Annotated in this window: 24 protein-coding genes and 2 tRNA genes; 5 read left to right on the top strand and 21 right to left on the bottom strand. The window is 58.4% G+C overall.

Going from position 1 to position 23,790, the window contains the following annotated elements; all coding sequences use genetic code 11:
- Positions 1–8: 8 nt before the first annotated feature.
- The 14 genes from LF599_RS14700 to LF599_RS14635 all read right to left on the bottom strand — a co-directional run bounded on the left by LF599_RS14700 (position 9) and on the right by LF599_RS14635 (position 14,418).
- Positions 9–581 (bottom strand): NapC/NirT family cytochrome c, encoded by a 573-nt coding sequence (locus LF599_RS14700; RefSeq protein ID WP_279521290.1) that lies wholly within the window; start codon positions 579–581, stop codon positions 9–11.
- A 217-nt stretch (positions 582–798) separates the two neighbouring features.
- Positions 799–3,063, bottom strand: coding sequence for a PAS domain S-box protein (locus LF599_RS14695; RefSeq protein WP_279523108.1), 2,265 nt, complete (start codon positions 3,061–3,063; stop codon positions 799–801).
- A 36-nt stretch (positions 3,064–3,099) separates the two neighbouring features.
- Positions 3,100–3,546: an RrF2 family transcriptional regulator gene (locus tag LF599_RS14690; protein WP_269943420.1), complete on the bottom strand. Its 447-nt coding sequence runs from the start codon at positions 3,544–3,546 to the stop codon at positions 3,100–3,102.
- A gap of 115 nt (positions 3,547–3,661) precedes the next feature.
- Positions 3,662–5,572: a response regulator gene (locus LF599_RS14685; protein ID WP_279523107.1), complete on the bottom strand. Its 1,911-nt coding sequence runs from the start codon at positions 5,570–5,572 to the stop codon at positions 3,662–3,664.
- An 87-nt stretch (positions 5,573–5,659) separates the two neighbouring features.
- A complete protein-coding gene (gene divK / locus LF599_RS14680; protein WP_272699380.1) occupies positions 5,660–6,016 on the bottom strand; it encodes a DVU0259 family response regulator domain-containing protein in 357 nt (118 codons plus the stop codon).
- Positions 6,017–6,157: 141 nt separating this feature from the next.
- The gene (divK, locus tag LF599_RS14675; RefSeq protein ID WP_269943422.1) at positions 6,158–6,511 is read right to left on the bottom strand and encodes a DVU0259 family response regulator domain-containing protein; all 354 of its coding nucleotides are present in this window, start codon (positions 6,509–6,511) and stop codon (positions 6,158–6,160) included.
- Positions 6,512–6,644: 133 nt separating this feature from the next.
- Positions 6,645–7,538: a universal stress protein gene (locus tag LF599_RS14670; RefSeq protein ID WP_279521289.1), complete on the bottom strand. Its 894-nt coding sequence runs from the start codon at positions 7,536–7,538 to the stop codon at positions 6,645–6,647.
- A 35-nt stretch (positions 7,539–7,573) separates the two neighbouring features.
- Positions 7,574–8,965 (bottom strand): sulfate respiration complex iron-sulfur protein HmcF, encoded by a 1,392-nt coding sequence (gene hmcF / locus LF599_RS14665; protein WP_279521288.1) that lies wholly within the window; start codon positions 8,963–8,965, stop codon positions 7,574–7,576.
- A gap of 33 nt (positions 8,966–8,998) precedes the next feature.
- Positions 8,999–9,676: a sulfate respiration complex protein HmcE gene (gene hmcE, locus LF599_RS14660; RefSeq protein WP_279521287.1), complete on the bottom strand. Its 678-nt coding sequence runs from the start codon at positions 9,674–9,676 to the stop codon at positions 8,999–9,001.
- Positions 9,677–9,729: 53 nt separating this feature from the next.
- On the bottom strand, positions 9,730–9,861 hold the full coding sequence (hmcD, locus tag LF599_RS14655) for a sulfate respiration complex protein HmcD (protein ID WP_014322179.1): 132 nt from the start codon (positions 9,859–9,861) through the stop codon (positions 9,730–9,732).
- 9 nt (positions 9,862–9,870) lie between these two features.
- Positions 9,871–11,046, bottom strand: coding sequence for a sulfate respiration complex protein HmcC (hmcC, locus tag LF599_RS14650; protein ID WP_279521286.1), 1,176 nt, complete (start codon positions 11,044–11,046; stop codon positions 9,871–9,873).
- Positions 11,047–12,102, bottom strand: a complete 1,056-nt coding sequence (hmcB, locus tag LF599_RS14645; protein WP_279521285.1) for a sulfate respiration complex iron-sulfur protein HmcB — start codon at positions 12,100–12,102, stop codon at positions 11,047–11,049.
- A 15-nt stretch (positions 12,103–12,117) separates the two neighbouring features.
- Entirely contained in the window at positions 12,118–13,734 is a 1,617-nt protein-coding gene (gene hmcA / locus LF599_RS14640) for a sulfate respiration complex hexadecaheme cytochrome HmcA (RefSeq protein ID WP_279521284.1), read from the bottom strand.
- Positions 13,735–14,229: 495 nt separating this feature from the next.
- Complete coding sequence (locus LF599_RS14635; RefSeq protein WP_272699389.1) at positions 14,230–14,418, bottom strand: hypothetical protein; 189 nt, start codon at positions 14,416–14,418, stop codon at positions 14,230–14,232.
- Positions 14,419–14,880: 462 nt separating this feature from the next.
- Here LF599_RS14635 and LF599_RS14630 point away from each other — a divergent pair, with 462 nt between their 5' ends.
- Positions 14,881–15,246: a CGGC domain-containing protein gene (locus LF599_RS14630; RefSeq protein WP_279521283.1), complete on the top strand. Its 366-nt coding sequence runs from the start codon at positions 14,881–14,883 to the stop codon at positions 15,244–15,246.
- Positions 15,247–15,422: 176 nt separating this feature from the next.
- Here the strand turns inward: LF599_RS14630 and LF599_RS14625 are convergent, their stop codons facing one another.
- Positions 15,423–15,785, bottom strand: coding sequence for a hypothetical protein (locus tag LF599_RS14625; RefSeq protein ID WP_269943431.1), 363 nt, complete (start codon positions 15,783–15,785; stop codon positions 15,423–15,425).
- Positions 15,786–16,409: 624 nt separating this feature from the next.
- A complete protein-coding gene (locus LF599_RS14620) occupies positions 16,410–17,408 on the bottom strand; it encodes a helix-turn-helix transcriptional regulator (protein ID WP_279521282.1) in 999 nt (332 codons plus the stop codon).
- Positions 17,409–17,537: 129 nt separating this feature from the next.
- Between LF599_RS14620 and LF599_RS14615 the strand changes: the two genes are divergently transcribed.
- The 4 genes from LF599_RS14615 to LF599_RS14600 are packed head-to-tail and all read left to right on the top strand — an operon-like array spanning position 17,538 to position 21,485.
- Positions 17,538–17,945: an HIRAN domain-containing protein gene (locus LF599_RS14615; protein ID WP_279521281.1), complete on the top strand. Its 408-nt coding sequence runs from the start codon at positions 17,538–17,540 to the stop codon at positions 17,943–17,945.
- Positions 17,938–20,307 carry a tetratricopeptide repeat protein gene (locus LF599_RS14610; protein WP_279521280.1) on the top strand — a complete coding sequence of 790 codons (2,370 nt, stop codon included), beginning with the start codon at positions 17,938–17,940 and terminating at the stop codon, positions 20,305–20,307. Before LF599_RS14615 ends, LF599_RS14610 begins: the two co-directional genes overlap by 8 nt.
- A gap of 10 nt (positions 20,308–20,317) precedes the next feature.
- Positions 20,318–20,926 (top strand): hypothetical protein, encoded by a 609-nt coding sequence (locus tag LF599_RS14605; RefSeq protein WP_269943437.1) that lies wholly within the window; start codon positions 20,318–20,320, stop codon positions 20,924–20,926.
- Positions 20,927–20,951: 25 nt separating this feature from the next.
- The gene (locus LF599_RS14600) at positions 20,952–21,485 is read left to right on the top strand and encodes a hypothetical protein (protein WP_279521279.1); all 534 of its coding nucleotides are present in this window, start codon (positions 20,952–20,954) and stop codon (positions 21,483–21,485) included.
- 135 nt (positions 21,486–21,620) lie between these two features.
- On the opposite strand, the gene LF599_RS14595 is transcribed toward LF599_RS14600, so the two are convergent.
- From LF599_RS14595 to LF599_RS14575, 5 genes are all read right to left on the bottom strand, one after another.
- Positions 21,621–21,714: transfer RNA gene (locus tag LF599_RS14595), tRNA-Sec, on the bottom strand.
- A 76-nt stretch (positions 21,715–21,790) separates the two neighbouring features.
- Positions 21,791–22,210 carry a hypothetical protein gene (locus tag LF599_RS14590; RefSeq protein WP_279521278.1) on the bottom strand — a complete coding sequence of 140 codons (420 nt, stop codon included), beginning with the start codon at positions 22,208–22,210 and terminating at the stop codon, positions 21,791–21,793.
- Positions 22,211–22,219: 9 nt separating this feature from the next.
- A complete protein-coding gene (locus tag LF599_RS14585) occupies positions 22,220–22,522 on the bottom strand; it encodes a hypothetical protein (RefSeq protein WP_279521277.1) in 303 nt (100 codons plus the stop codon).
- Complete coding sequence (locus LF599_RS14580) at positions 22,512–23,099, bottom strand: RNA polymerase sigma factor (RefSeq protein ID WP_269943441.1); 588 nt, start codon at positions 23,097–23,099, stop codon at positions 22,512–22,514. The genes LF599_RS14585 and LF599_RS14580 overlap by 11 nt, the downstream gene beginning before the upstream one ends.
- Before the next feature lie 523 nt (positions 23,100–23,622).
- Positions 23,623–23,700 (bottom strand) — tRNA-Glu (locus tag LF599_RS14575).
- Positions 23,701–23,790 lie beyond the last annotated feature (90 nt).

Below are 23,790 nucleotides of genomic sequence, written 5' to 3'. Positions count from 1 at the left end.
CAAACCTCCTAGATACCCAGATTGGGCAGTCCGTTCGCCCGGTAGGGGGCGCTGAACTGCTTGTACTCGAAGAACTGCCTGTCGTTGTGGACCAGGTCCCGGTGACAGTCCGTGCAGCGGTACTCCTCGCCGTTTCCTGCATAGAGCACCTTGCGGTGGGCCAGCATGGCCCCGCGCTTGCCCGGCATGTGCAGGATGTTTCGGTGGCACTTCATGCACTGGTCGTTCTTCATCGTGGCCCAGATCCTTTCCCGCATGACCGCTCTGTCATAGGTCTCGGCTCCGCCTGTGAAGTGGGCGAGCACATCCTTGGCGCCGTGCATTGTCTTGGTGAAGAAGAAGTCGACGGTATCGTGCGGGGCGGGCAGGTGGCAGTCCATGCAGTCGGCCACGAACCCCTGGGCGTTGTTCACGTGCGTCGAGCTTTTCCAGGCCATGACGGCCGGGCGGATTTCATGACAGCTCCCACAGAACTCCGGGGTCGAAGTCCTGACCATGGTGTAGTAAGTCATGCTGAAGAGCGGAAAGGCGATCAGAATGCCGAAAAAGACCAATAGGATCGATTTTGTTTTTCGTTCCATACCTCCTCCTGGCTGTTCCCCGTTACCAGACCATTCGCCCCCCGGTCCGGAAAAATGAGGGTTAGTACCCAATTAGCAGAAAATGGCGGGAAAAGGCAGGGGTGAGCCGTTATTTTTTGGTCTTTTTTGCGACTATTTCGGCGGTTGTGCGGAAAATGAGGCTAAAAAAGGCCGGGAACGGATTCCCGGCCCAAGGAAAGTCATGGACGGAGAGCTGCTACAGCTCGCATTCCGCCTTGGGAAAGTCGATTTCGAAGCAGGCGCCGCCCTCCTCCCAGGAGGTGGCCCGAATCTTTCCGCCGTAGTCGTTGATTATGCCGTAGGAGATGGACAGGCCCAGTCCGGTGCCCTTGCCCACGTTCTTGGTGGTGAAGAACGGCTCGAACAGCCTTTCGCGGATGGCCGGGGGAATGCCCGCGCCCGTGTCGCAGATGCGGAAGACGATGCGTTCGGGCGTGCTGAACGACTGGAGCAGAATGCGCTTGTCGGCGTTGTTCTTTTCGCCCTTCCAACGGTCCTCGATGGCGTCGCGGGCGTTGAGCAGGAGGTTGATGACCACCTGCTCCAGGCGGTTGGAGTCGGCCATGATGAGGGGCAGGTCCTCCTCCAATTCCCAGATGACACGGATGTTGTGCACCTGGAGCTGCTGGCTGAAGAATTCGAAGCCGCGCTCCAGGACCTCGTTGATCTGCACCGGCATGGTCCGCAGGTCGGACTTGCGCCCGAATTCGCGCATGTGCTCGATGATCTTGGCGGCCCGGTCAACGTGGGTGGAAATGCCTTCGGCCATCTCGCGCATGATCTCGGGGGAGACCTCGGTTCTGTTCGTCACCTTGCGCGAGAGCAGGTTGGAGATGGCCTGCAGGATGGTCAGGGGCTGGTTCAGCTCGTGGGCCACGCCGGTGGACATCTCGCCCAGGGTGGTCATTTTGCTGGCCTGGATGAGCTGTTGCTCGGCCTCGATCTTGCGGGTCACGTCCGTGCAGGTGACGATCAGCGTTTCTTGCCCCTCGAAACGGGCGGGGGAGATGCTCAGGAACACGAAGAACGACTTGCCGGACTTGTCCACATGGGTGCACAGCTCGATCTCCGCCTGGTTGCGCACGGCCTCTTCCCAGTCTCCGGCCTCGCCTTCGCGGAAGAAGTTCATGAAGCTGCGGCCGCGCATTTCGAGCTGGCTCCAGCCGTACATCTCCTGGGAAGAGTCGTTGCAGTTCAGGATCGTCAGCGTCTGCCGGTCGAGGACGAAGACCGCGTTGGGGATGGAGTCGAAAATGGCGTGGTAGCGGTGCTCGGATGCGGCCAGCTTGGATTCGAGTTCCCGGCGGTGGGTGATGTCGATCATCATCTCCATGGCGGCCACGACCTCGCCCGTCTCGTTGCGGACCGGCGAGGTGTAGACGATCCAGTGGATGGGCTGCCCGTCCTTGGACATGCCGGATTCCTCGCTCATGTGCGACATGCCGTCGCGGAAGGTGCGGTCCACCGGGCAGGCTTCGCATTTTTCGAGCCGTCCCTTGTTCACCTGCCAGCATCGCTTGCCCATGGGCAGGCCGAAATGCCGTTCATAGGCCGAGTTGTGACGGATGACACGGTAGTCGGTGTCCACCACGGAAACCAGGCAGGGCACGTTGTCGAACAGGTTCCGGTACTCCTCGCGCTGTTCGAGCAGCTCGCGGTGCTTGTCCGAGACCCGCCTGCCCATCATGTTGAAGGCTTGGCCCAGGGTGCCGATTTCGTCCACCTGTTCGATGTCGATATCCGTGTAGGCGTTGTCGCCGCTGATTCCCTTGGTGGCCGCGATGAGCCGCCTGATGGGGCGGAAGATGAACCTGTAGGAGAAGGCGAACAGGGCCAGGAAGGTGGCGGCGAAGACCACCACGGAGATGCCGAGGTTGGCCCGCTCGAACATCAGTATCATGGAGTTCTTGTCATCCATGTTCACGGTCACGTCCAGAAGGCCGAGGACCTGTTCGTCCTTGGAGTGGACGTGGCAGGGGCCGGGGGAGCATCCCTCGGAGTTGGCGATGGGGGTCATTATGGACATGATCTGCCGATGGTCGGAATCGACCATCCGGGTGCGTTTGGACAGGGGCAGGGTCGGAGGCGGCGGGGTATACTGGTGACAGGCGTTGCAGGCGGGGTCGTCCTGGCCGATGACCTTGCCTATCTCTTCGGGAATGTTGGAGAAGACGATGAGTCCCTGCTTGTTGTACACGCGGATGGACTCGATCTCCTCCTGCTTGCTGATATTGTTGATGTTCTCTTTGATGTCCTCTTCGCTGTCGAGCATCATCGCGTAGTGCAGGGCGAGCATGATCGTGTCGGACACCATATTGATGTCCGACATGGCGTTGGAGACCACGTTGCGCTTGAAAAAGTAGACGTTGAACCCGGTCCACAGGAAGATGCACAGGATGAGCGTCACGCCGCCCGACAGGATCATCTTTGCGATGAGGCTCTGACGGAATCTCTTGAGCATCTTCACACCGTTCTCCTTCGGGATGTGCCGGTCGGGCTACTCCCCGTCGCGCTTGGGCGGGTTCATCGGGCACAGGTAGGCGTCCTTCATCAGGTCCGCCAGCGAGTACGAGTCCAGCATCTTGTACATGGCCATGGAGGCGTCGTCCCAGATGGAACGCTTGAGGCAGACGGCCGCGCGCGGACAGGTGGACGGGTCGCCTTCGCAGCCGAGGACCTGTTCCTCGCCGTCCAGTATGCGGGCCACTTCGCCGATGGAAATGTCTTCGGGTTCGCGCACCAGGACGTTGCCGCCGTTGGGGCCGCGCTTGCCTTTCACATAGCCCGCTTGCTTGAGCATTTTGATAAGTTTTTCCAAGTACTTCAAGGACAGTTTCTCGCGATCGGCGGTGTCCTTGCTCGGCACTGGGCTGCCGTTCTCGGAATGCAGGGCGATGTCCAGGAGCAATCGTGTGCCATATCGGCTGCGTGTAGTCAGTTTCATTGTCTTCGTCCCTGGCGGTGAGATTGGAGGTCGCGCGGCGCGCGTCCCGGAAGCATAGGGAAAAACACCGTGACAATCAATCGGGCGCACCTTTTGGTCCACCCCCGGCCAAATGCTACCGCCCGGTGCGGTCCGGCAGGGTGATGATGAAGGTTGATCCCTCCTCGGGAGAGGACTCCACGCGGATGGACCCGCCGTGCTGCTCGATGGTCTGGTTCGAGATGAACAGCCCGATGCCGGTGCCGCGCTTGCCCTTGGACGAGAAGAACAGGGTGAATATCTTGTCCCTGGTCTCCCGGTCCATGCCCATGCCGTTGTCCGACACGGTGATGACCAGCCCGTTGTCCCTGCGCCGGGCGGACAGCTCCAGGCGTCCGTTTTTCCGGCTCTCACAGGCGTCCACGCCGTTCTCCAGGAAGTTGACCAGGGCGGCGGCCAGGGCCGCGGTGTCGGCCTGCAGGAGTCCCAGGCCGTCCGGGATGTCGCGGACGAACTCCACGTTGTGGGCCGTTGCCCGGGCCGCGGCGATATCGGCGGTGTCCCGGAGGAACGCCGTGGCGTCCACGGCCTCGGTTTCTAGCTCCCTGGACTTGGCGTAATAGAGGATGTCCAGGACCATCTTCTTGACCCGGCCGATCATGGCCTTGAGCGTTCTGGTGGCGGCTTCAACCCGCTCCCGGTCGCCCTTTTTCAGGCCGGATTCCAGGCGGTAGATGCCGCCGTCCAACGAGGTCAGCATCCCCTTTACGCCGTGCGACATGGAGCCGAGCATGATGCCCAGCGAGGTCAGGTGGTCCTGGAGCTTGCGGATTTCGGTGATGTCCGTGGACAGTTCCATGGCCTGGAACACCCGGCCCGAGGCGTCGTGCAGGGGGGCGGACTGGACGAGCATGTGCTTCTGCTCGCCGGTCAGGGTGGTTACCACGGTTTCACGCTGTCGGGACTCGCCGTCCAGCAGGGTCTTGTCCACCAGGCATCCCTCGCACGGCTCGTTGCGGTGCTTGTACGCTTCGAAGCAGAAATGCCCTTCGACTTCGCCGAAGTCCCGCTTGAAAAGGCGGTTGGCCTCGACGATTTTCAGGTCCGAGTCCTGCACGGTGATGTAGCAGGGCGCTTCGTCGAACAGGCGGCGGTACTTGTACTGCGTGGTCAGCAGTTCGTCCTGGAGCCGCTTGAGTTCGGTCATGTCCACGGATATGTCCAGGACAAGCTCGATTTCTCCGTCCTTGTTCGGCAGGGGAGCGGTATAGACCGTGACCGGAATCTCTTCGCCGTCCTTGCCCAGAAAATTTTCCTTGCTCCGCTGGCCCTTGCCGGTCTGGAAGGTGCGCTGCACCGGGCAGGCGTTGCCCGGCGAGGTGCGGTCGGAATAGATGTCGAAACTGTTGTTGCCCACCTGGTTGCCGAGGCGTTCCTCGAAGAGCCGGTTGTGGGCCACGATCTCAAGGTAGCGGTTGTGGATGGACACCAGGCAGGGCAGTTCGTTGAACACTCCGTAGCCGGTCTCCACCTCCTGGGCGGCGTCGGACAGGGCCGAGGACAGTCCCTGGACCACCTGGCAGGCGGCATTCTGCCGCTCCAGTTCCACGATCCTGTTGGTCTTCTCCTCGACGAGTTTTTCCAGGTTCTCGGTGTACTCGCGAAGCTGGAGCTTCATGTTGTACCGTTCACGGGCGCGTTCCAGGGATATTTCCAGAACGTCGTTGTTGATGGGCTTGGTGATGAAGTCCGAGGCGTCGAACTTGAGGGACTCGATGGCCAGGTCCATGTCGCCGTGGCCGGTTATCATGACGACTTCGGTGTCAGGGGAGCGTTCCTTGATGGCCTTGAGGAGATCGATGCCGTCCATGACGGGCATCTTGATGTCGGTGAAGACAATATGCGGCCGGAAGGAGTCGAATATATCAAGGGCTTCCCGCCCGTTGGAGGCGGTCTCAACCTCGTAGCCCATATCCATCAATGAGAGGCCGAGGAAACGGCGGACGCCTTCCTCGTCATCCACGAGCAACAGTCGTTTGAAATCCATCATACCCTCCGGGGGGAGCCTCCCGCGGGCCGTCGTAACGGCTGTTTCCCTGCGGGCCTCTCTCCTGTCCAGGATTCTCGGGCAGGGCTATTCGCCCAGGGCCTCTCGTACGATCTGGATTACATCCGCCGGGTCGAAGGGCTTCTTGATGGTCGCCACGGCCCGCCGGATGGCCAGATGGATTCCCGACAGCCCGCTGATGACGATCACCGGTATGTCGGAGAATTCCTTCTCACTGGTTAGCCGACGGTAGAAACGGGGTCCCCACTCGTGGGGCATTTCAATATCCAGCGTGATGAGGTCCGGCTTCTCGGCCATGGCGACTTCATAGGCGGATATTCCGTCGGATGCGCGGCAGGTATCGTATCCGTGGTCTTCGAATACGCTTACGAGGTAGTCGACGATATCGGGATCGTCGTCCACCACCATGATTTTCTTTGGCATGAGCTCAACCTGGTTTCAAGTGGCGGGAACACCCCGCAACGCCTGCAACGTATACTCAACCTGCGCACTAGTTCAAGTCGGAAAATTCGGCCCGCGAACCATTTGCGGCTCGCGGGCCGTCGGGTCATTCCAGTTTGCCGGCTAGCCGATGGCGTCCTTGACGATCTTCAGCAACTGAGCAGGCTCAAAAGGTTTCGTGAGGCTTGCGATCGCCTTGGGAATAGCGTATTTGATCGCGTTGAGGCCGCTGATGACCACAACCGGGGTACGCTTGAGCGTCTCGTCCTGGCTGATCTTGCGGTAGAACCTCGGGCCCCATTCGTTGGGCATTTCAAGGTCCAGCGTAATCAGATCGGGTTTCTCGGTCTTGGCGATCTCCACAGCCTCTGCGCCGTCGTTGGCGGTCACGGTTTCATACCCGTTGTCGCTCAGCAGTTCGGACAGATAAGAGCGGATTTCCTGGTCGTCGTCGACGATGAGAATCTTCTTGGACATAACTTTCCTCCTGGTACTCACGAATCAGTTCGCTTGATTCCGTATTTGCCGCAGTCGCTCCCGCCAAGGCCGGCTGCGGCATTAATATTTGTCAAGGCGCGCCCGGCACCCGCCGGGCGCGCGGATCAACTTTCTAGACCTTGTCGGGCTTGCTCACGCTGACCACCGGACATCCTGCCCGCAGGATGACCTGCTCCATGGTGGAGCCGATGGAGGCCAGATCCGGGTCGAGCTCGCGGGAGTGGTGCGCCAGGACGATGAGGTCGGCGGACCGTTCGCGCGCGATCTTGACGACTTCCACGTAGGGCACGCCTTCCCATACTTCGATGTCGAAGTTCTTGAAGTCGCCCATAAGCGGCCCGTAGGTCTCACGGATGCGGTTCCGCGCCGTGATGATTTTGTCTTCGATGGCGTTCTGGTCCATGACCTTGCCGCTGATGTCCAGGGCGTGGAACAGGGTCAGGTCGCAGTCCAGTTCCCTGGCGGCGTTCAGGGCGAACCTGAAGGCGTATTCCGCCTGCTTGGAGAAGTCTGTGGCGAAGACGATGTTTCCGAAGCCGCCCCAGTAGGAGGCGGTCTCGCGGTGCACGGTCATCACCGGGCAGCGGGCGGCCTTGGCCACGCGTTGCAGGGTGGAGCCGGGGTAGCCCTTGCGGTAGGCGCTCGAATCGCCGGAGCTTGCGCCCATGACGATGAGGTCGGCGTCCTCGGCCCGGGCGGCGCGCAGAATCTCGCGGCTGGGCACGCCCGTGGTGGTCACGATCTTGGCGTACTCCACCGACTCGATCTGCTTCTCGAAGGTGGATTTGAGTTCCTCCTCGACCCAGGCGCGGTATTCGTCGTCGACCTCGATCTCCTCGCCGGTGCGCACGTCGTTGACCACCTGGGAAAAGGCCTTGGTGGGTACGCCCATGACGTTGAACACCACGACTTCGGCCCCGTAGCGTTTGGCCATGTCGAAGGCCACCCGCGCGGCGCCGAAGGTGGACGGAGCACCGCTGGTCGCCAGTAGAATCTTCTTGAACATAGATCACCTCGTCCTTTGGTTACACGGTCTCCGGGTTATTCCTCGGTGGGGCGCAGGTGCTCGGGCACGTCGAGCATCTTGATGACGAGCGGCTTGAGGAAGGACCAGCGGATACCGATCTTGTACTCTTCCTCCAGGTCGCGGATGGCGTCCCAACAGTTGTGGCAAGGGGCGATGACCAGCTTGGCGCCGGTGTCGAGGATCTGCTCCATCTTCTTGCGCAGGGCCACGTTGCGCTGTTCGCGGTACAGGCCAATGCCGTTGAAGCCGCCACCGCCGCCGCAGCAGTAGTTGTGCTCGCGGTTGGGAGCCATCTCCACGAAGTAGCCCGGCTCGACGATGTAGCTGATGATCTCGCGGGTGACGTTCTTCAGCCCTTGGTTGCGCACGTAGTTGCAGGAATCCTGCAGGGTGACCGGTTCCTTGATCCGCTTGGCGGGGTCAATCTTGAGCTTGCCGGTGCGCAGGGCTTCGGCCAGCCACTCCACATAGTGGATGTACGGCACGGGCGGCTGTCCGTCGGGACGCCCCGCCCAGTACGGCCCTTCGATGACCGTGGCGCGGTGGGCGTGGCCGCATTCGGTGCCGATCGCCCGCTTGGGCTTGAGGCGTTCAAGCGCGGCGTACACGTTCAGGACGTTGTCCTTGCAGCATTCCCAGTCGCCGGCGAACATGGACAGGGAGGTCTGCTCCCAGCCTTCGGAAGGCACGGTCCAGTTTTCGCCCGCCACATGGAAGAGGATGGCCGCCTCGGCGATGTCCTCGGGGTAGTGCTTGGGCTCGCGGGCGTTGCAGGTGTACATGATGTCCGCGCCGACCTTGTCCACCGGGATTTCAAGGCCCGGCCAGTCTTCCTCGTTCTCCTCGGCCATCCACTCGCAGGTTTCCACCCAGTCCTCGGTGGTCACGTCCATCTGGGCGCGGTACACGCGGTGCATTCCGGAGCCGATCTTGAGCTCCCAAGGGACAAAGCCCTGGGAGTAGAGCAGGCCGCGCAGGTAGCTGAACATGACGCCCATGTCGATGCCGTGGGGGCAGTACATGCCGCATCTGTTGCAGCAGGTGCACTTGGACCAGGCGGTCTCCATGCACATCTGCATGAACTCGTTGTCCACCTTGCCCTTTTTCTTGACCATCACCCCGAGGGTGGACTGGATCTTGTAGGACGGGACCTGCTCCGGCACCCGGCCGTTGACCTGGTACAGGAAACAGCTCTCGGCGCACAGGCCGCAGTGGGCGCAGATTTCGAGCCAGGTCTTGGTCCTGGATTTCATGGTCTTCTGGATGGCGGCCCAGAGCTTGTCCGAGTCCACGTCCAGATGGTTCATCTCTTCGTAGTATTGCTTGCCGCCCTTGTCGCCGAGGGTCGCCTTGAGCTGCTCCTCGGTATTGATCGGCGTCTTATTGCAGAATTTTCCTTCAGGCATTTCGATTCTCCGTACTGTGCAGGTAAAGCCCGGTTACCAGGCCATGTCCGTGCCCTTCATGCCGCCGCGCTTGATGCCGTAGTCCATGCCCAGTTGCATACGGGACATGAAGAACAGCACGACGTGGCTGAGCTTGGTGAAGGGCAGGGCCAGGAGCCAGATTTCGCCGCTCAGGATGTGGGCGGCCAGCCAGAAGTTGTAATCTCCCATCTCGTACCTGGCGATCAGGCCGGTGATGAACGGCATCACCGTGATGACCAGCAGCAGGTAGTCGTAGAAGGTCGTGATGATGCGCACCTCCGGGAAGGCGATCCGCCTGAGGGTCAGGAACAGTCCGCCCGCCAGGCAGGTCCAGGCCAGCACGTCCGCCAGGCCGGTGGGCAGGGTGGGCAGGCTGATCCCGAAGGCGTTCTTCAGCATCACATTGTGCGCTTCCAGGAAGATCGGGGTGACGAGCAGCCCGATGTGGAAGGCGAAGAAGATGAGGGTGAAGCCGGGGCGCACGCGCCACAGCCGGGCCCTGAACGGGATGATGAAGGCCAGTATGGAGCGCAGGCCGCCCCGGATGCCGTATTTCATTTGAGGACGGTAGGCCACGCGGTCGAGTTGCCAGCTAAGGCCTTTGACGTACATCACGCTGCGGACGAGCAGGCCGCCGAAGCTGACGATAAACGTCGCCCAGAGCATGGGCCCTGTCAGGAAATCGTACATTTCCGCTTCTCCTTGATTATCGTATCGTTAATCTTGAAACGATGGCCTTGCGGCTAGTCGTCCTTTTTGTTGCCGCCCATGAGGAAGCGCCAGTACAGGGTCGCCGCCACGAGGATCCCGCCCATCAGCAGGTACACAGTCCCCTTGGTGAACGTGTAGTAGTCTTGGAGAGTATAGAATTCCATGGCAACCTCCTAGTGTTCGCCCTTGTAGTCCGGGTGCTCGTAGAAAATGGGCATCCGAGTGGAGATGAACCGGAAGGCCAGCACGCCGATGGTCACCACGAACAGCGAGATGGTGATCTCGCCCCAGCTCGGGAAGTACCGCTGTGCGGACGGGAGCTGGTAGTTGAAGGCGACCAGGGAGATGTTGAACCGGTTGACGATGATGCCGAGCACGGTCAGGCCCGCGGCCCAACGGATGACGGTCAGGTTTTTGTCGCGTGCGCCGATAGCGTACAGGAAGGACGGCAGGGCCACGAAACCGAGCATCTCAACCAGGAACCACGCGCCGTAGCCGGTGGTCAGGTAGTGCCAGTTGTTGTCGTAGGCCAGGCCGATGACCTTGATGGAGAAGTACCCGAACAACACGAGGGAAGCGGCCTTTCCGAAACCGAGGATAAGGTCGTCGTGATTGTTCAGGTACTCCTCATCCATCAAGTGGTGCATGGGCTTGTGTGAGAGAGTACCTTCGAAGATGACCATGGACAGGCCCGCGGCGATGCTCGACACGAAGAAGAACACCGGGAGGTACTGCGAGTACCAGAGCGGGTGGAGCTTCGAAGGGGCGATGGTGAACAGCGCGCCCAGGGAAGACTGGTGCAGCGTGGAAAGGACCACGCCGAGGATGGTCAGAGCGAGGGTCATCTTGACTATGATGTTGCGAATCTTCTTCATGCCCAGCCATTCGAACGCAGCCGGGGTGAATTCGATGAACAGCACGGTCAGGTAGAGCATGACGCACAGGCCCACTTCGAAGAGCAGCGAAGTCGTTCCCTGCTGGACGAAGATGGGGTAGGGCAGCCGCCAGGGACGGCCGACGTCGTAGCCCAGGGCGAAGACCACCAGGGCGTAGCCCAGGAAGGCGGTCAGGATGGCCGGGCGGACTCCGGCGTGATATTTTTTCAGGCCGAAAAGGTAGCAGGCGGCGGAGGTGGTGTAGCCGCCAGCGGCCAGGGCGACGCCGCAGAGCAGATCGAAGCCGATCCAGATGCCCCAGGGGTTGTTCTGGTCCAGGTTGGTGACGGCCCCGAGGCCGCCGGTGAAGCGCATCACCGTGACCACCAGTCCGGCGACGAGAATGATTCCAGCGATAATATTGAACGGCGTGAAGAGGGACTTCTTCGCTACCGCAGTGGTTTCGACAGACATCTAGGACTCCTCCTCTTTGGTTCCGGCGTCCTCTTCCTTCGGGGCGAGCGCCTCTTCGACGGCCTTCTTGACCTCGACCTCGATGCGACGTTGGCTGGCCTGCTCGGCCTTGCCCAGCTCCTCGTGAAGTTTCTTCTCGGCCTCGTCACCGGCCCGCTTCAGGGCGTCCTTGACCGCCTTGACGCGTTCGGCGTTGGCGACCTTGGCGTTGCGTTGGGTCACGGCGTAGATGCCGCCCAACAGCACGGGCCACAGGCCGACCACGATGGGCACGGCGGCCAGGGGGCCGGCGGTCAGCTCGGGCGCGCTGGCGGTGCCCAGGTCCTCGCGCATTCCGATCTCGGAGAACGGTACGCCGGAGAGGTACATCCAGCTCGTGCCGCCCATCTCGTGTTCGCCGTAGATGTGGTTCACGTAGCGGTCGGGATAGGTCTCGATTCGCTTGCGGGCGATTCGGATCAGCTCGGCGCGCGGGCCGAAGGTGAGGGCCTCCTTGGGGCATTTCTCCACGCAGCCGGGGAGCTTGCCCTCCTGAAGGCGGGGATAGCACATGGTGCACTTGCGCACCCGGGGGGTCAGCGGCTCGTTGTATTCGTAGGCCGGGACCGAGAACGGGCAGGCAACCATGCAGTAGCGGCAGCCGACGCACACGGAGGCGTCGTAGGTCACCGCGCCGTTGGGCTGCTTCTTGAAGGCCCGCACGAAGCAGGCCGACGCACAGGCCGGTTCCAGGCAGTGGTTGCACTGCTGCTTGCGGAAGACCGGACCCTTGGCGGTCTGGTACCGATTGACCACGGTAAAGGTGTTCTCGTCGCTCCGTCGCACCGTATCGAGTACGGACAGGTCGTCGAATTTCTTTTCCGGTTCAGGCAGCTCGTTGACTTCGTTGCACGCCTGCTCGCATTTGCGGCAGCCGATGCAGCGGGTGGCGTCAAAAAGCACGCCGTGGGTGTCGGGATGCGGGCCGAAGTGCTTGTTTGCGGCCTTGGCCGGTGTGGCCAGCGCTGCGCTCGCGCCTGCGGCACCCAACAATCCGAGGAAGGTTCTGCGTAACATCGTATGCTCCTTCGGCTAGTTGGTTTTCTTCTCGTGGCACGCGACGCAGTTGGTGGCGGCGGGCTTTTCGAGCTTCATTTCCTGGTGACAACTCATGCACTGGCCGTGGTAGGCGGCCTTCAGCCCGGGCCTGCCTTCGGTCTCGAAAGGCTTGCCGTGGCAGCTCGCGCACTTGGGCGGCGTCAGGGTGGCCGGAGCGTTGTGATGGCAACCGGCGCAGACCGCCTCGGGCGAAGTGTGGAAGGTGGCGGCAAGCCGATTGTCCTTCATGCCCTTCATGAGGGTCAGGACGATCTTGCGGTGCGGCATCTTGCTCGGCTGGTATTGATCGGCCAGAGCCTCGATGTTCACGAACTCGGGAATATCCTTCTCGGCGACCATGGCCTGGGTCTCGGGACGGGCGGCGATGACCTTGGCGGCCATGGCTTCCTTCTCTTCCTTGGACATGGCGGCCGGGTTCACGGGCGCGCTCGCCATCAACCGGAAGCCGGGTTCCGCAGTGACGTCGACGTTGTGGCAGGTGACGCAGGAGTTCTCGGACAGCGCCTTGGCCGCGGGACGCGCCTCATGACAGCCCGCGCACTCGGGCTTCTTCTGTTCCTGCACGTGACAGCCCACGCAGGTCGCCGGGTCGTTCACGTTGTGCAGGGCTTCGAAAGAGGCGTTCAGCTTGGCGTTGACGCCGTCCTTGTGGCAGGTCATGCAGGAGTCGCTCTTGGCCTCGTGCAGCTTGTGGTCGAAGGCGACGGGTGCCATGCCCGAGGGCTTGTCCCCGGCCTTGGCCTCGGCTTCCTTGTCCTTGGCTCCGGGGGCCATGAGCACGGCGTCGGGCTGCTTGCGCGGCAGGCGCGGCAGGGTGCCGCCCATGGCCTTCAGGTCCTTGGCCAGTTCGACATTGCGCGTGGCGATTTCACCCGCGCCGTGGCATCCGGCGCACTGCACCGGACCGGAACGCTCGGCCTTCTTCTCAATGAGACTCTGATGGCAGGTCACGCACTGGCTGTGGAAGACGTCCTTGAGCGGTTCGGTCTTGGCCTGGTCGGAGAAACGCCAACTGTCTTCCTCGCCCGCCTTTTTGTGGCACGCTCCGCAGTTGGTCTCCTTGCCCTGGTCGGCCGGGATGATCTTGGAATCCCAGTGGACGAAATGGAGCATGTTGTCCATGCCTGCCGGGACCCGGTCGGCGGTCTCGGGCCGGACCTGGTGGCAACCGCGGCATTCACCGGCCTTGGGGCCGGTCTTGAAGCCCTTCTCCTCGCTCTTGACGTGGCAGGAGATACAGTTGTCGTGGTACATGTCCTTGAGCCCGGACGCGGTCGGTTCCGCGCCGCTCTCGTCTTCCTGCCTGCCGAAGGTCAGGGTCAAGTCGCCCTTGGCATCCTTTTGGTGGCAGGATTCGCAGCTCATGCCCTGATCCTTCAGGGCCTTGGTGTGCGCGTCGTGCTTGAACACGGCCGCGGGTTGTTCGAGTGACTCCAGCCTGGCGATGGTGTCGATCATGATCACGTCCGGCCGCCCGGCGGTCTCATCCGTCGAGCCGAGCATACCCATGGCTTCCAACTGGAAGCCGAGCACCCCGGCCAGCGTGATCGCGATGGCGGTCAATCGCAGTATCCGTTTACCGTTTGCCATGTGTCGATCCCTTTCTAAAAAGCGTTGATGGCAATGAACCGGCCTCCTCGGCCCGTTCCCCTGGTTCCGTTTCCGGACCCTACCGGCCCCCCAGGCGCGGCACCTCCGCCGCGCGAAATTCGGTTTTAAATTCCCCTATTTTTGGTAGGTTAAATTACCTACTCGACAACGAGGTTTTAATACCTACTTGCCCGGTATGTTAAATATGGGCAGCAAGTCAAGCAAATATTGCTTATAGGAATTGTTATCACTATTTAGATAACCTGCTGATAAAATGGAGGAACCCTTTTAGTGGGTTTTTGAAAATCGTTTTCAAGAGGAGAGCCTCGTATAGGGCTGGCAAGGTCTCCGAGCGAAAGTTCGCGTAGGGGGCTGGGGTGTGAGAAAAAGTGAATCCGGCCGCAATGGGCCGGTCATGAAACTAGAATCCCCTCGATTTTCGAGGGGAACTGGTTACCGTCGTCTAGACGGAAAAAGGACGGGAGAGGGGCCTGGTCAGGGCTTCTTGATGATCTCGTGGACCCAGCGGTTTTCCGAAACGCGTTCGGAGACCACATAGCCTTTTTCGCGCAGGTAGCGCATTTTGCGGCCGCCATCACCAGTCGAGAAAAGTCGTTGGCCGACCTGGTGTTGGGAGAGAAATTTCATGGCCGCTTTTTTATAATTGGTGAAGAAACTGAACATTGAAAGACCTCCAATCTTGCCGGGGGATGCAACCTAGCACCGACATGCTGTCCAGTCCACCACAACTTGACGCCCCTTTCAACCCTTTCCAACACGTTTTCATCATTAAAAAATAGGCGGTCGAAAAGCGTTTTCAACCTGTTTCGGCGTGACGGACGCCTTCTTTTTTTGTGGATTGGAGCATGAAGTCGTGCCGTTTCGACGGGTTGCGCTTCGCCCGGCGCGGACGGACCGATTCTGTTTGCGCATTTCGCTGCCCGTTCCGGTTCCATTTGCGCTCGGGGACGGCGTCACGGTTCGTTTTGTCGCGTTGGACGGGCGACAGGGGTATTGCGCTGGAACCGGTGTCCCGCGTGGATTTTCAGCGGGCGTTGGGAAGTATTTATTCCCGGGAAAGTATGAATATTGACTCAATCGTTCAAATGTACAATGACGGAAGACAACTACACACAGGAGGTTCGCATGGAAAAGATTCTCATCATTGGCTGCCGGAATACCATGGACGACGTCTGCATCGGTTGTTCCCGCTGCCTTGTGGCCTTCAACCGGCGTGAAGGTCAATTCGAGCGTTATAAGGACCAGGATGCCGAGATCCTGGGTATCCTCAACTGCGGAGGATGTCCGGGCGCGTCCATCGTTCAGCGTTTGGCCCAGGTCAAGCTCTGGAACGAGCCCCTGAACGAGCAGCCCACCAAGATTCACATCGGCCCGTGCCTGTCCGACCACTGTACCCACGCGGATGACGTGATTACAAAAATCACGGCCAAATCCGGCATTGAAGTAATCGAAGGCACCCATCCGTACATGCCCGAAAAAATCTGGTCCTGATTTTCTGCGGCCATGAGTAAAGGCGGTCATCGGCATGAGCCGGGGCCGCCTTGATAATTCCATGCCAGGCAGAACGACCGCCCCTACAATCAATATGAAAGGGTCTGGGGAACCTCCAGGAAATGAAAAAGCCACCGATAAGGGGTGGCTTTATTAATGGCATAAATGCGCTGGAGCTATCCGCCAAACCAACCGGGCGAAATAACTTTAAGAGCATTGGTGTAATGTACTCGAAGGTCTTCAAGTTTGCCGCCGATAACCTTCTCTTGGTCACTCAAGCTACTCGGGCAGGTGCCTTGCATTTGCTCGGTAATGGCTTCGATTTCTTTTACCGTTGACTTGATCAGGTTGATCTCATCGGTAAGGTCGCCGCTCTTTTCCGATGCTAACACATCATAGAGGCGAGCCTTCCATGTGTTGAGTTCCATCTCCAGTCCCTTGCAGTAGTTGGCCACAGCCTCAAGTTTGCCGGCTTCTGTTGGGCAACCATCGATACCCATGCAACTAGGGCATGGCCCGGGGTAATCCATATTCGGCATAGTCGGTCTCCGTAGGGTTGAGGTTTATAGTGCCTTCGATATTATCACATTGGCGTTCGTATGGGAGTTATAATCTGAAGATGAAAAAACTAATCGGGTTCGATTAATAACATCGCCGGAAGCGTACGGGAGCCTGTTGTAAAAGGTGTCTCTAAGACTGCCTATGGCTTTGTGATCGTTGGTGATTTGTTCTGCGCTTTGTCCGTGTCGCGAAAACAGGCATCAGGTGGGCTGAAAAAGAAAAAGGCCTGCATGGCAGGCCCTTGCCAGCTTGTCACGCAACGCGTTCATCTGGCTGTCAATGCTGCCGAGGACCAAGTCTTTGGCTCCTGCCAGCATCTCAGGATCGATTTCACAGTCAAACTCCGAAGTTGCGGGGTATGGTACTTTGTTTGTCAGCAAACACTCGACCAGTGGGGGGATGTTCATTTGATTTTCCACCCTCAAGCCATCTTTGCCCAGGGCGTGGAAACGTTTTCAAATGCGTTACCGACGGGGGATTGAGGTTTGAGTCGCTTGCCGGAAAGTACTTCACACTTCTTTCATAAGTTTTTTGTCCAAGTGAGGAAATTCAATCGGTATGGTAGTCCAGGTTCCGGAATGAGGGGGGAGTGCTTTTCCCGATTACAAATAGCTTTGCGCCAACGCGCTGATTTCGTCGCGTATTAGCTCCTTCAGTTCCTTGGGCTCCATGACCATGGCATGCGCACCGAAGCCGAGCACCCAGGAGACTACTTCCGGCATGCTTCGCGCTGTGAACTGAAGGACCAGGTTGCCGTTCTTGAATTCTTGAATTTCCTGATCATCGCTCCATTCGCGTTCACGAATGTAGGCAGCGGTCTCCTTGTCAAATTTCACCTTCACCCGAATCTTTTCGAGATCCATGAAGCCGAACAACTCGGCTTTCTTTCCCGAGTCCATGGGGATGTCGAATGTCCGGGCCTGCGTGGTCACGTTCTTGAGGCGGTGCACCGCGAGCATGATGGAGTGTCTCGGCGTCGGCGTTCCCTTGTCTTCCACCCGCCAGCCGGTAACGTAGAGGGCTTCATGATAGGAAATCAGCTTGATCGGAGCGAATGAATACGTCTTTGCCTGCGGGTTGCTGGGAGCATGATACGTCACCTCGCAGACCTGTTTGCTCTGTATGGCCCTGATGAAGGTTGTGATGTGCTCTTGATGCGGGCTGTAATCGATGCGTCCCTTGATTTCAGCCACGGCCACGGGCTCAAATGCCTTGTCCCGGTCGTTCATGTTCGAAAGCAGGGTGGTCGTCTTGGCGATAGTATGCCGCACTTGTTCCCGGACACCTTCGGGCAGCAGATGCATCACCATCCTCCGGCACAATTCCAACTGCTGGATTTCTTCCGGGCGGAGGCTGATCTTTGGCGCGACCTTCGGGCAAGGCATCCAGTAGAACCGCTTGCCGCTCTCAAGTTTGCTCTCCACCTTCCCGCCGAAGCTGTGGCTGATTTGTTCGATCATGCGGATGACCGTCTGCTTCGAGCAATGCAGCTCACGAGCCAATTGCGAAAGAGAGTACGACCGTCCTGTGAACATGAGCAGGCTGTAGAGACTAAGCGCCTTTTGGGATGGGGAACTGTACGGATCTTTTTTGGCGGGCATTTTGTCTAGACTTCCTTTATCGACTTGGTTTCATAAAATCATTTTTTCTGTATTCTGTTCCGCAATCTGGAATGCCTGTCAACTATCCTGTCGTCAACAATCGGGAAAATAAACAGGATGAGACGAACAATGACAATATCCAGAAGACGATTCCTCGGGGCTATCCCCGCGTTTCCTTTTCTTTTCGGCAAGGCAGAACAGCCGCAGCCTCAGAAGACCAAAACTATGGTCAACCGATTCTCCGTGGCAGGCTTTCAATACTACCAGGGGGAGACAGTCATTCATTCGCTGCATCCCGGTGACAGCCTGATCCTCAAGGCCGAGCCGGGCAATCCCCACGATTATTATGCAGTGGAAATTTTCCATGGTCGCACCAAGCTCGGGTACGTTCCACGAACGGACAACAAGCACATTAGCCGGTTGCTTCGGGACCAGGTGGAGTTGACTTGCGAAGTGGATGAGGCTTGTCCCGGCTCTTCGCCATGGAACGCGGTGACTGTGAAAGTTTTCATAACCACGGAGGTCCGTCATGCTTAGGGACGATATTCGGACCGCGCTGAATGCTATCGTTGACAACTCTGATCCGATCTACCGGCTTCGTAATAATTTTTGCGGAGCCAAGTACGATCGAGATCATCTCGAAGCTGCTGGCTTGCAACTGGCCTACGAAAAGGGAGAGTGTGTTTGGTATGAAAGCTCCCATGGCCGGGCTGGTGAAGAGAGGACTGTCCGTTATTGCCTGCATGAGAGCGGTTATCTTCGTGACGTCATTGCTCTGAAGTTTGTTGCCGACGGCTATATCGGCGACATCCAGCGACAGGCTCATTCAGAGTTCCCTTACGAGGATGAAATCCGGAATATATTGAGTTCCGGCATTACTGTGCCCATTGGCATCACAGCAGAGGACGAGTTTTATTTTCTGACGCATGCCTGGGCTTTCGACAAACCGGACGGCGTTTCCGAACAAACCCGGAAAGCATACATCTGGATCGCTCGTCTCCGTGAGTTGATGGATACGGATGAGGTGCAGGCCAAGCGGTACGTCGTCGGTGCTGCCCGATGGCCGGAGTATCTCGATTTTGGTCTGCTTCAGGCAGAGGCCGCTATGCTTGCTTCGCAGTTGCGCATGGAGGTCGAGGCCGCGATTTTCGCTCTCAAGGCAATCGACTCCGGGTTGGAGGATGCGGAACTCTGGAACTACGTGGGCTGTGCCATCGATCGCCTGAACCTCTACGAGCTCGCGTTTTTGACCTTCATCCATGCTGCCAAACTCAAGCTTGATGAGCCGCAATACCAGAAGAACGTCTGGCTGCTGGGCAAACGTGTCCTTGAGAATCACCTTGAAAAACGGGCCTTCAAGGAAGCGTTGGATGTGGCGGAACAGCTTTTGAAATATCCTGAACAGGCTTCAGAGGAAAATTTGGAGATGGCGGAAACCGCTTCCGGTCTGTGTTGTGAAGGGTTGGGTCTTCTTGATGAAGCGGCAAGTTGCTACCACGCATCCTGGAAAAAGAACCAAGACAACCTGGTAGCTCATCTCGGGTTGAACCGCCTTCAGGAAGAGGATGTATCAAAGCGCCAGGAAGCGCTTGAGGCGCAGCTCAAGTCTTTCCCTCGCGTCCCGCAGGAAGTTGAGGACGCGGATCGTCTGCTCACCGAATTCATTGAGGGATATGGGCATGGCAGCCACTGGGAATCGCTTGTCCCCAGTGTTGAGGATTTCTTTGAACACAACCTCCCCGGCATTATTGAAAAAATGAAGGTGCTCGAAAAGGTGGATATCCCGCCTTGCGAAAGGGTGCGCGGCGTGGCCCACACTGCATGTGCAGGAGTGTATCCTGTCGACGAGCAGCTCTTCGCGATGCCGATCATCACCATGGCCGAAGGCGAACACGGCAATCGTCTTGATTCCGCATTCCCAAGTGCGACGAGCGGAGAGGGTATCGAATTACGTGTCGTCGGTCTCAAGGAATGGGAGAACGGCGTTGAAGGCTCTGTCGACGTGGAGCTTCCTTCCGGCAGATCACTGACATTGTTCGACCCGAAGCATTTCAAGAATCGCTCTGTTTACCGGCCTGATCACAACTATCCCTTTGCATTGAATGCCTTCGCCTGGAGGCTTGAGGAGGCGGAAGAGCAGGAGTTTGAGATTACGGAAGGCCCTCTCACGTTTCTGGAAGATGGCGAGTACAGGGACAAAGGGCCGCAAAAAGTCATCATGGGCAAGGAAATGTCCATCCTTTGGGATGATTTCGAATATCCTGCCGAGTATTCCTACCGCCTCTCAGTTCTCGACGTGGATTGGACGGAATTCATGGGGCATCGGGTTTGCGTGATTTCAACGCAATACGCAGGGGAAGACGATTGGGTCCCGCTCACGTTGTATGCTGGCGAGCATCTCTTGACGGAGTATACCCCGAAACCGGGTGATGCCATTCAGGGCAACCTGTGGCTGCAAGGGTATCTTCTCTCCGAAGAGGGGGTGCCTGTAGAAGCGGAGGATGAAGTCGACTCGCCGTTCATGGGCCGCCTCAGCTTTAGTAAAGAGCGAGGGACGAATATCTTCGGCACCAACCACCTTGAGGCTGCCCTGAATGCTTCCGAAGGGTTGCAGTCGTATGCCAGGCTGACGTTCCGTCTGGAAAACCAACCTCAGTATGTCGCCGAGGGACAAAACGGAAAGCGGTTTTTCGTCTACATTAAAGAATTCGATGTTGAGAAGCAGGAGTGGAGTCAGGCAATCCAAGAGGCTTCGGCTTTCATGGAGACCAGGACCTCACTGCGTGACCTTCCGTTGCACATCGTCGGCGTCGGCTACAAGGATGTCGGCAAGGGGTACGTGTTCAGCTACCACGGCTGGGAATCGTTTGAGAAAGATCTGATGGACAGTGGGCACTAAGGGGTAGGTTATGTCAGAAGAAATCGAATACATCATCCCCGAGGAATTTCGACTCATGGGAAAGCTGGCTGGCCAGATGGTCATGGAGCTTTCGGAGCGGCTCCACGGCAAGCCCGATTGTGATCTCGTCGAGGCCTATTATGGCACTGACTACGAGTGGTTCATCAACGACAAGTTGGACGATCTGCAAGTGTTCGCTCCTTGGCTTGTCGAAGCTGTTAACGATCTCGGACGCTGTACCATTCCGGAAGACGTCGAGCCTGCCCTTAAAGGAGTCCAGTCCGTACTGGAGTCAATCTTGGACAGCATGGATGAGGTTAAATGCTCGCCATTGGACGGCATGATCGAGGGCAAACCTCTTCTCCTTAATATGATGGGGCGCATCGTTCAGGATGTGCTCTCCCAACTTCAAAAGCTCAATCAGATAGTTATGAACCCGGAACTCAGCAACGGCAGGTCCGTGATCGACCTCACCGTTACCCTCGAAGTCGAAGAAGAGGCTGCTGCGTTCGAGGCCTGGTGTAACCGATACAAAAAGGCGAAAAGTGGCTTCGGGTTCGGCTCAGTGCTGGCTGGTTTCGGTCTCGGTTGGCTCGTCTTTGGCGGGGATGACGCATAGGTAAACGGCTCATAGGAGAATCAAAATGACAGCTCAGTTCCCGGATCATATTTCATTTTTAGGCGAAGATTATGTTCTCAACGGATTGACGAACGGGTCTCTTTTCTCCCCAGAAGATTGGGGGATGGGAACCCAAAGCGAATGTACTGCGTTACAAAAGGGGTTTTCAGCCAGCTATGCTATCATCGATGAAGTGTTATACGTCACAAGGCTCTATATCAATTCGAAGGATGGTTTGTATCCTAATATCGACGGCGTGACTCCAGTTGATGGGGTGTATGAAGGGATAAAGATGAAAGTGCCGTATACAGGGAAAATCCGCCTTGTGAAAGATTTCGATCGTAAATATTACGTCCATCATGGATACCAGGCAGCCGCTGCGCACCATACGGTTTTGGATCTATCTTTGAATGATGGCTCGGTGACAGAAATAGTGGACAGAGCAGAGGACGCCCGAAAGCAACGAGAGCTGTTCGAACAAGGACATGGGAAGTCGAATCGGGACGCCTTTGGCTTCCAAAGGATTTGGCGAGTACTCGCAATGGATTTTTTGCCGTAGGGATTGTGAACAAAAATATGGGGCTGTACCAGATAACTAGATTTCAAATCTCCGCTAGCTGTCGGGTATGATGTTGGGCACGCTGCCTGAAATAAGAAATGCCGATCATTGCTGATCGGCATTTTTTGTTAACGATGGCGGAAGCGTACAGGAGTCGAACCTGCCCGTGACATCACTGCCACACATTGGTTTTGAAGACCAAGCGACACACCGGTGCCGAAACGCTTCCTCTCTGGAAACGAACCCCTATCAAGTTTGTTCAGGCGGGACAAGGGGGTTGTGTTTGGGCTTGGTTTTGCACCCGATTAGGGGAAGTTCGGAGGCGGCGGGGGCGGTAGACGGAAAATGCTGAACGGTTTCTGCCGGTTCTGCCGGATAAGCCGATCGAGTTCGGTTCGTTGCGAGTCGTCCAGGTGGTTCTTTACCCGGGCGATGCCGTCGTCGATAATGGAGCGGGCCTTGGGGCGCAGTTCGGCGTGAACGGTTTCAAGTCGGTCGAGGGTGGTCGCCACCTCGGCGCGTATCGCATCGGCTGTTTTATCCGTCAGGTCCAGTTCGCGTTTCAAAGTGTCGGACACGCGGTCGGTCATCCTCGTCCGAAACTCCACGTGGTCGCGGGGCGGGGCGAAACGGAGCTTCAGGAACAGGCCGGTCCCGGCAACGCCGGTCAGGGTTCCGGCCAGAAACACCGCAAGGAAGGCTGTCCATATCTTCCATTTTCGCATGGCTTCTCCTTAAAGACCGAGGCCGGTCGTGCCGAAGTGCAGGGCCTGGCTGGTCATGACCGAGAGTATTTGGGAAGACAGGTCCTTGAGGGACCATACGGCGGTCAGCAGGCTCACACCGGACACGGCGGCGGCCGCCAGGGTGAACCGGGGGGCCAGTCGATCCAGGTCTCCGGACACGGGCAGGCGCAATCGGAGCGCCTCGTTCAGAACGGCGTCGCGCCAGCTTGGGTCGGGCCGCCAGTCCGGGCGGGCCGCATGGATCATGCTTAGCAGCGTGCGAAAGTTGTTGTCGGTGGATTTACGCTTCATGCTCCTCTCCTTGGATGCCGTAGCGTTTGAGAAAAATCTTGAGTTTACGTTTTGCCCGGAAGGCGCGCACCTTGACATTCGGAACGCTGATGCCGAGCATTTCGGCCGTTTCCCTGGTCGGCCGTTCTTCCAGATAGCTTAAGGTCAAGACCATCCTGTCCAGGGGCGGGAGCATGGCCAGGACCGCTTCCAGAATCTCGCCGAGTTCGCGCCGCCGCGCCAAGGTTTCGAACTCTTCATTCGATCTTGCCGCCAGAGCCGTGTCCAGCCAGCGTTGTCCGTCCTCGCTCAAATCGCATACCGGAGCTTCCTTGTTCCGATATGCCCTGCGCCAGAAATCCTTGCAGCAGCGTAGAGTCACAGTGGTCAGCCAGTTGCGGAACGGTTTTATCGGGCGGTATCTGTGCAGTCCCTTGAAGGCCCGGATAAACGCCTCGTGGGCCACTTCGGCCGCTTGCTCGGCCGGCACATGCGCGGCCACCAGCCGGGAGACAAGGCTCTCGTGCCGTTTGAGCAGGAGCGCGAAGGCGTCCCGGTCGCCATCAAGAATGCGCTCGATGACTTCTGCGTCGTCCATGTGTTCGGGCATCCGACCCTTTTATCGTTTGCGTGTCGTCAATGTCCGCAACATGCCTCATGCGATGCGATGCCACAAGCGGGATCGCATCGGGTTTTCCGTTGCGGGGCCGCGCTTGGCGCGGCCCCCGGGAGATCGATCAAGCCCTTGCGGGGCGGGAGACAGTGCCTCGCGTGCTGGGCTGGCGATCGAAATATGGGCCTTCGGGCGACTGGGGAGGGCGCCGGGTTGGCGTCATGTCGGCCCATGGCCCATGAACGGCTTCCGACCGTCCACAAAAAGAGTATCGCCGCTTGCGCGGATACGGTTACACGATTTCGGACTGAGCTTTGATTAAATCATGTCGGATTCTTCGGCACAAAGGCAGGGCCGTCTTGGAAACAGCCGGGCTTTATGGCCTTGAGTCGGGGTTGCGGGGCCGTTAGATGAGGGAATCTGGTTGCCCACGCACATTCGGCGAGGCGGTCCGATGCGGGGCATGAAAAAAGGGAGGCGGTCGAACAACCACCTCCCGAAATTTCCTTGGCGTCCCCAAGGGGATTTGAACCCCTGTTAACGGCGTGAAAGGCCGTCGTCCTGGACCAGGCTAGACGATGGGGACGCTTGGGCGATGGTCGTCTCGACAGGGGGTGAGCCCTTGAAGCCGGTTCAAGCCATTCGCGGAATCGGGCTTTTTACATAAAAAAAAGTC

Origin of the sequence: Pseudodesulfovibrio thermohalotolerans, from assembly GCF_021353295.2 — a bacterium.
GTDB classification, from domain to species: domain Bacteria; phylum Desulfobacterota; class Desulfovibrionia; order Desulfovibrionales; family Desulfovibrionaceae; genus Pseudodesulfovibrio; species Pseudodesulfovibrio thermohalotolerans.
Note: the sequence above shows the minus strand (reverse complement) of the source record. Positions and strands in the feature narration are given on the sequence as shown.